General features: G+C 73.3%; 5 protein-coding genes. 1 reads left to right on the top strand and 4 read right to left on the bottom strand.

Translation table 11 applies throughout. From position 1 onward, the window contains the following. Window positions 1-858: 858 nt before the first annotated feature. Complete coding sequence (locus ITI46_RS32020) at window positions 859-2,160, top strand: AMP-binding protein (protein WP_307808410.1); 1,302 nt, start codon at window positions 859-861, stop codon at window positions 2,158-2,160. 113 nt (window positions 2,161-2,273) lie between these two features. Here ITI46_RS32020 and ITI46_RS32015 read toward each other — a convergent pair whose 3' ends face one another. The 4 genes from ITI46_RS32015 to ITI46_RS32000 form a co-directional block, all read right to left on the bottom strand. Next, complete coding sequence (locus ITI46_RS32015) at window positions 2,274-3,935, bottom strand: DNA repair helicase XPB (RefSeq protein WP_209243446.1); 1,662 nt, start codon at window positions 3,933-3,935, stop codon at window positions 2,274-2,276. A 58-nt stretch (window positions 3,936-3,993) separates the two neighbouring features. Next, window positions 3,994-4,599: a Uma2 family endonuclease gene (locus tag ITI46_RS32010; protein WP_247746916.1), complete on the bottom strand. Its 606-nt coding sequence runs from the start codon at window positions 4,597-4,599 to the stop codon at window positions 3,994-3,996. Between the two features lie 65 nt (window positions 4,600-4,664). Continuing rightward, on the bottom strand, window positions 4,665-5,174 hold the full coding sequence (locus tag ITI46_RS32005) for a DUF3592 domain-containing protein (protein ID WP_209243444.1): 510 nt from the start codon (window positions 5,172-5,174) through the stop codon (window positions 4,665-4,667). Next, the coding region (locus tag ITI46_RS32000; RefSeq protein ID WP_209243443.1) for a helicase-associated domain-containing protein at window positions 5,171-7,728 on the bottom strand (2,558 nt) is incomplete at its 5' end. The genes ITI46_RS32005 and ITI46_RS32000, both read right to left, overlap by 4 nt.

The raw sequence follows: 7,728 nt of genomic DNA, 5'->3' as shown, positions 1-7,728 counted from the left end.
CGGGGGGCCCGGGGGAGGGCTCAGCGGTCGGTTCGTCGGGTGCGGGTCGAGTGGTCACCAGGCTGCCTCCGGCAGGCACGGTACGGGCACCCGTGTGCGGCAGGCGGGCACACGGCATCAGGACATACGGCATGCGGCATGCGGCAAGCCGCATACGGCATGCGACACGCGGGGCACGCGGGGCATGCGGACATGCGGACGCCGGGGCAGCACGCGGGTGCGGGCGTACAGATGGACAGGTCTGTCTACGCAGATCGACGTACAGGTCTGCGAACAAGCCCGACCGGTTTCCGTGCGGCGGGCGCCTCGCGCCGAGAGGGGCTGCGAGGGGGCAAGTCGGGGATTGTAGCCACCTGGTGGGAGGCGGGCGAGCCATTTTCGGGGGAGTGACGGACGGTGCCGTTTCGATGTCCGGGCGGTGACTCGATTAAGGTCGTCGCCCGGCGGCAATCAACGGCGATCCGGGACGGTCCGCCCTCCCGGGGACGAGGGAGGCGGCACGGGTGACTGGCAGCGGCGCCGCGCACCCCAGCTCCGCGCGCGCCACGAGCCCGCCCGGCCATCGGCTCCGGAGCCCGGCCCATCCGCCCCGAAACCCGGCCCATCAGCTCCGGAGCCCGGGCACTCGCCTCCCGGTCCCGGCCCGGCAGCGCTCCCCGGGCGCGCAGGCGGCGTACCCGGCGGCGCCGTACCGCCATGCCCCGCTGACACCGCGCGTTCCCCGGGCAAGAATCAGCAAGAGGGCAGTAGGACGGGCAGGACGGACCGACACCCGGCCGCTTCCGCCGACAGGCACCAGGCCGACAGGCAGCAAGGACGGCCGACGACCAGAGTGTGAAGAGGCCCGAGGAGGCCGGTGTGCGAAGCACAATGCAGGACATCCCGTTGACCGTGACCCGGCTCCTCGTGCACGGGGCGCTCGCGCACGGGACCGCCCAGGTGACCACCTGGGCGGGAACGGCAGGCGGGGCCGAACCCGACCGCCGCTCGTTCCTCGACACGGGCGTCCGTGCCGTTCAGCTCGCCGGCGCCCTGCACGACGACTTCGGGGTGGCTGCCGGCGACACCGTCGCCACGCTGATGGCCAACACCGCCGACCACCTGGAGGCGTATCTGGCCGTCCCCTCCATGGGCGCCGTACTGCACACCCTCGACCCGTGGCTGCCGGCCGACCAGCTCGTCGCGGCCGCGGTGCGCGGCGGCGCCGAGGTGCTGATCACCGACCCCACGGGGCTCGCGCCGCTCGCCTCCGTACTGCCCCGGCTCAAGCACCTGCGGCATGTGGTCGTCGCGGGCGGCAGTGACTCGGCGGCCGTCGTCAGCGGCACCGCGTACGGCGCCGAGGTGCACGACTACGAGGAGCTGATCACCGACCGCCGCAAGCGCTACGACTGGCCCGAGATCGACGAGCGGGACGCGGCGGTGCTCTGCCACGCCGCGTCCGACGACGGCACGGCGCCCCGCGGGGTCGCCTACAGCCACCGCGCGCTGTATCTGCACGCGCTCCAGGCGCAGACGCCGCAGGCGTACGGCATCGGCGAGGACGACCTCGTGCTGCCCGTCGTACCGATGTCCCGGATGCTCGCCTGGGGGCTGCCGTACGCCGCGTTCGCCGGCGGCGCCTCGCTGCTGCTGCCCGGCGCCTACGACCAGGCCGCGCCGCTCGCCGAGATGGCCGAGCGGGAGCGGCCCACGCTCGCCGTCGCCGACCCGGCCGTGTGGGACGGGGTGCTGGAGGAGCTGTCAGCGCACCCCAGGGACCTGTCCTCGCTGCGGGAGGCCGTCGTGGTGGGCGGCCCCGGCGAGGAGCCCGGCGGGCCGCTGCTGGCGCAGGAGCTGGGGTCGCGGCACGGCATCAGCACGGCTGCGGCCTGGGGAGCGCCCGAGACGCTCTCCCCGGCGTGCGTGGCCCGCCCCGAGTCCGGGCACTACCGCTTCCCCGCCTCGGTCGAATACGGCGTCTCCGGGCCCGATCTGACGCCGCTGCCCTGGGACGGTCAGTCCCAGGGGGAGCTGCTGCTGCGCGGGCCGTGGATCACCGCCTCGTACGTCGAGGACGAGGCGCCCGTCCACGAGGGCTGGCTGCGGACAGGCGAGACCGCGGCCATCACTCCTGATGGCCGCGTCGCCATGAAACCGCCGAAGACTTCGCCCCAGTAGGGCGGCCGGTGAGGGAGGCGCGCCCCGAAGGGGCGCGGGGAACTGCGCGAGCAACCACAACGATCCCGCAGCCCGCAACCGCCGGACAGGGGCACCCCCTCCCCGGAACCCGGCTACACCTCGTCCGGCTCCGTCTCCCCCAGCAGATCCACCGAGTCCACGATCCGGTACGCGTACCCCTGCTCGGCGAGGAAGCGCTGGCGGTGCGCGGCGAAGTCCTGGTCGATGGTGTCGCGGGCGACGACGGAGTAGAAGCGGGCCTCGTGCCCGTCGGCCTTGGGCCGCAGCACCCGGCCGAGCCGCTGGGCCTCCTCCTGTCGGGAACCGAAGGTTCCCGACACCTGTATGGCGACCGTCGCCTCCGGCAGGTCGATGGAGAAGTTGGCCACCTTGGAGACGACCAGGCAGGTCAGCTCGCCCGCCCGGAAGGCGTCGAACAGCTTCTCGCGCTGCGCGTTGCTGGTGTCGCCCTTGATGACCGGGGCCCCGATGTGCTCGCCCAGCTCGTCGAGCTGATCGATGTACTGGCCGATCACCAGCGTCTGCTGCCCCGCGTGCCGACGCACCAGCGCCTCGGTGACCCGCCGCTTGCTGTCGGTGGTCGCACAGAAGCGGTACTTCTCCTCCGGCTCGGCCGTCGCATAGGCCAGCCGTTCGGAGTCGGTGAGACTGACGCGGACCTCGACGCAGTCGGCGGGCGCGATGTAGCCCTGGTTCTCGATCTCCTTCCAGGGCGCGTCGAACCGCTTGGGGCCGATGAGGGAGAACACGTCCGACTCCCGGCCGTCCTCCCGCACGAGGGTCGCCGTCAGCCCGAGGCGGCGGCGGGCCTGCAGATCGGCCGTGAACTTGAAGACCGGCGCGGGCAGCAGATGCACCTCGTCGTAGACGATCAGACCCCAGTCGCGGGAGTCGAACAGCTCCAGGTGCGGGTAGACGCCCTTCCGCTTCGTCGTGATCACCTGGTACGTGGCGATGGTGACGGGGCGGATCTCCTTCTTCGTCCCGCTGTACTCGCCGATCTCGTCCTCGGTCAGCGAGGTGCGCCGCACCAGCTCGTGCTTCCACTGGCGGGCCGAGACGGTGTTGGTAACCAGGATCAGCGTCGTCGCCTGCGCCTTGGCCATGGCCCCGGCGCCCACCAGCGTCTTGCCCGCGCCACAGGGCAGCACCACGACGCCGGAACCGCCGTGCCAGAACCCCTCGACGGCCTGCTGCTGGTACGGGCGCAGCGCCCAGCCGTCCTCATGGAGGGCGATACGGTGCGCCTCGCCGTCCACGTAGCCGGCCAGGTCCTCCGCCGGCCAGCCCAGCTTCAGCAGCACCTGCTTGATCTGGCCCCGCTCGGAGGGGTGCACCGCCACCGTGTCCGGGTCGATCCGCTCGCCCACCAGCGGCTGGATCTTCTTCGAGCGCAGCACCTCCTCCAGCACCGGCCGGTCGGTGCTCTCCAGCACCAGCCCGTGTGTGGGGTGCTTGCTGAGGGTGAGCCGCCCGTAGCGGGCCATCGTCTCCGCGATGTCCACCAGCAACGCGTGCGGCACCGGATACCGCGCGTACTCCACCAGCGCGTCCACCACCTGCTCCGCGTCGTGCCCGGCGGCCCGCGCGTTCCACAGCCCCAGCGGTGTCACCCGATAGGTGTGCATGTGCTCCGGAGCCCGCTCCAGCTCCGCGAATGGCGCAATGGCCCTCCGGCATGCCTCAGCCAGCTCATGATCGACCTCGAGCAGCAGCGTCTTGTCGCTCTGCACGATCAGGGGGCCACCGTTCACGCCTCACCCTTCCGACGTCCGATTCGGGGGGACCAAACGTCCAGTGTGCCCGACGGCGTCAGAAGCTGAGGAGCTCCGTCAGACCGATCTTGACGGGGAAGGGCTTGTCGGTGGCCAGGTCGTGGCGGTGCACCGGGTGGTCGGGGCGCCCGAAATAGGTGCGGGTCTCGGGGTTGAGCCAGTACTCGTGCACCGCGATCTGCTCGTCACGCTCCAGCTCCACCCGCCAGTAGTAGGGGACCTTGGCGGCGGCGTACTGGCCGGGCTTGTGGATGCGGTCCGTGCTACGGGAGCCGGGGGAGACGACTTCGACGGCAAGCACGATGTTGGCGACGGGCACGCACTCGGTCTCGACGAGGCGCAACCCGGTCGTGTCGTAGACGATCACGTCAGGTACTCGCACGTTCTTTTCATCCAGCATCACGCAGCACGCGGTGACCACGTCGAGGGGCTTGGTCTGTGCGCCCTCCAACGCACGTGCGACCCGGTCCCGCACTCGGTTGTGCCACAACATCGTCCGCCCACGAACCACGATCGCCCCGTCCACAAGTTCCCAGTTGTCGAAGGGCAGCTCCAGCTCTTTGGCCTGGTCGAACGTCCACCCCTCGGGGGGCGGGAACGCCCAGTGCTCCTCGGTGGCGCGTGACGGTGCTTCAGCGGCCATGACTGCTCCCATGGGCGTGAGTCTGGACGGGGTGCGGCCTGTGTGTCCCTTATACGACAGTACGGTCACTCTTCCGAGTGAGCGGCCGTTCCGGCCCTCCGGTACCGGAGCAACAAGACCGTACCCAGACAGGCCCCGGCGACGCCGCCCGCGAGGGCGGCCACGGGGAAGCCGTAGCGGTACAGGGCACCGGTCTCGAAGCGGACGTCGCCGGCCGGATCGGCGGGGTCGTACCGGATGCGGGCGCGCTCGCCGACGGTCGGCAACCCCTTCTCGGAGTGGCGTTCGGTGAAGGTCACGGAGCGGCCCTCGCCGGTGGTGAACCGGTACTCGACCGGGAAGCAGGTGTACTCCTGGCTGCTGCTCTTGCCCGCGTTCCGTACGCAGGTCTTCTTCTCGCCTATCCCGGCGACGACGGCCTCGGCCCGTTCGGCGCGCTGGGCGAACAGTGCGGCATCGACGAGCAGGACGGCGCCGAAGACGGCGAACCCCGCTGCGGCCAGCGTGAAACCCCACAGCCCCTTCGGAGTCCCCGGTCTCGCCCGTCGGCCCGGCCGCGCACCGGATCCGGTCATCCCTCCGACACCTCCGCCACGCCCGTGATCCGGTGCAGTGGGTAGGTGCGGACTTCGTCGGCGGTGTGGTCGTAGGCGGTGACGAAGCCGCCCTCGACCTTCACGGGGGCGATGACCCGCTGCGAGGCGGCGCCGTCGGCGTTGACGTAGCCGATCCACACCGGTGTGCCCGAGAGGGTCGCGGACTGCATCGTGGCGAGGGTTTCGGCCATGACGGTGCGCGGCAGCCCGCCCTCGGGCGGCGGGGCCGTGGGCGGCTTGGGTTTGTGGGGGAGGGTGGCGGCGTGGTCGCCGGCCCGGATGGCGCGGACGGCGGCTGCCAGCAGGGCGGCATCCGGTGCGGGCGGGCCCTCGGGGACCGGCTCCGGCGCCGTACGCGGCGGCGTGCGGTGCGCGTCGGGGCGCGCCAGCAGCACATCGCCCTCCGCGGACTCGGCCGCGGGCGCGTACCCCATCTCCCGCAGCCTGCCCAGCAGCTGGTCCGGCGGCGCGGGCGAGGCCAGCACCGTGGGGGCCAGCTTCCGCAGCCGCAGCGGTGCCGAGCGGCGGTCGGCGAGGATCTCGGCGAGCAGCGCGTCGTCGTCGCAGCGGACGTACGAGGAGGCGGCACCCACCCGCACCTGTCCGTGCCGCCGCGCCACGTCGTCGATCAGATACGTCAGCGGCTGCGGTACCGGCGTACTGGAGTGCTCGGCGAGGAAAGCGTGCAGGTCAGCGGCGGTACGGCCGGTGTCGAGGGCACGGCGGACGGAACCGGGCGTGAAGCGGTAGACGGTCGCCCCGCCCTTGGACTCCACGTCGGCCAGTACGGCGAGGAACGCGGCCAGGTCGCGCTCCAGCGGCCCCGGAGCCACGGCGGTGAGATCCGCCTGGAGCAGCACCTCGGAGAGGGGTTCGGGGAGATGCGGGGCCAGCGCTTGGGCGAGGGCGGAGCGGATGGCTTCGGGGGTGGGGGCGTGGTCGGTGGTGGTGGGAGCCGCATGGGTGTCAGCGGCGCGGGCGGTGTCGGCAGCGGAGGTGCCCTCGGCGGAGCGTGCCGCGGCCAGCAGGGGGCGTGCGTAGGAGGCGAGGGCGCCCCTGCCGGTGATCCCGAGCGTCTCCGCCTCGTCCAGCGTCCAGTCGAGGAGCCTGGACCGCAGCTCCTGCCCGGCCGCCTGGCTCGCGCTCTGCCCGGCCGTCTGTCCCGCACCCTGCCCGGCCGCCTGTCCCGCGGCACGCGTCGCCGCCCGGTTGCCGAGCAACGGCCGGTCCCAGCACAGCCGTTCGCGTAGCGAGCTCCGTTCGGGCACCGACCCGGGCGGTGGCTCGGCGAGCAGGCGGAGGGTGCGCTGCCGCACCTCGGGGGCCGGACTGCGGTCCAGTCCCGGCCCCAGCGGAACCAGACCTCTCCCCCGAGCATCAGGGGCGCCCACCAGTCCCGCCGTGCGGGTCGCTTCGTACCAGACCATCGCCAGCCGGGCCCAGCGCTCGGCGGGCGCGGCGCGCAGCCACTCGTCGTACGCCGGGGTCGGTGCGTACGCCTCGTCGACCTCGCCGTCCGAGGCCACCAGCCCCGCCACGTAGGCGAGCTCGATCCAGAAGGCGGCGGCCGGCTCGGGGAGGTCGAGGGCGACGGCCGTCCGCTTCAGGTCGCGTACGCCCAGCCCGCCCGCGCGCAGCACCGGCGGCGGGTCGGCCTCCCAGTGGCCCAGCAGCTCCTCGACGGTCGCCACCGCCGTCATCGCCTGCCCGGCGGCCGTGGCGTCCACCGTCGCGGGGTCGTACGTCCGTGCCACGGCGAGGGGCGGCGCGGTCGGCTCCAGCACGCGGTGCGCCCGTCCACCGCGCAGATGCAGGGCGACCTCACGCGGCAGTACGACACTGCCGGGCGCGCTCTGTCCTCCGGGTCCCCCAGATCCTGCGGGTCCCCCTGGCCCTCCGGGGCCTCCGGACGGCTCGGCGCCGGCGGGTGTCCCGGTCGGCACCAGCAGCGCACGGTCCAGCAGCCAGGCGACCGGCGGCGAGGGGGCCTCCAGATCGACGGTGCCGTAGGGCGGGCCCCACTCCAGCTTCCGCAGCACGGCCTCGGCGCCCTCCGGCGCGGCGGCGAGCAGCGCGGCCATCCGCTCGGGGTCGCTGAACAGCGCCGTCAGCGCGGACAGCGCGCTGACCGGATCGTGCGTCCCTGGCAGACCCACGCGGGCCAGCGTCTCCTGCAGCCGCGAGGGCGAGGGCTTGGCCGGCCCCGCTGCCGCCACCGCCTCCACGAGCGTGGGCCCCAGGCCGGTGGGGGAGGGCGAGGTGAGCAGCTCCCGCGCCGTACGGACCAGCCGCGGCTGCTCCGCCGGGCCCCATACGAGGGCCCGCGCGCGCAGCTCGGCGAGCGCCTCCGGCAGCCGCGCGGCCGCCTCCTCGCCCGGCAGCAGCCTGGCGAGGGCCTCCCGGACGGCGGGGCGGCTCTCCTGCGGCGCGGCGCCGGGGGAGGGCGGGGCACCAGGGGCGACCGCCAGCGCCTCCGCGGTCTGCAGGGTGAACTGGTCCAGGTGCTCCAGCGCCCGTACGACGGAGGCGCGGG

Origin of the sequence: Streptomyces oryzae (genome assembly GCF_017676365.1) — a bacterium.
Taxonomy (GTDB): Bacteria; Actinomycetota; Actinomycetes; order Streptomycetales; family Streptomycetaceae; genus Streptomyces; species Streptomyces oryzae.
This window is presented reverse-complemented; position numbering and strand designations above follow the sequence as displayed.

Excerpts from the sequence above, each read along its gene's own strand:
- ITI46_RS32010 (WP_247746916.1), bottom strand. The coding sequence starts at position 4,599 with ATGGCCGCTGAAGCACCGTCACGCGCCACCGAGGAGCACTGGGCGTTC.
- ITI46_RS32005 (WP_209243444.1), bottom strand. The coding sequence starts at position 5,174 with ATGACCGGATCCGGTGCGCGGCCGGGCCGACGGGCGAGACCGGGGACT.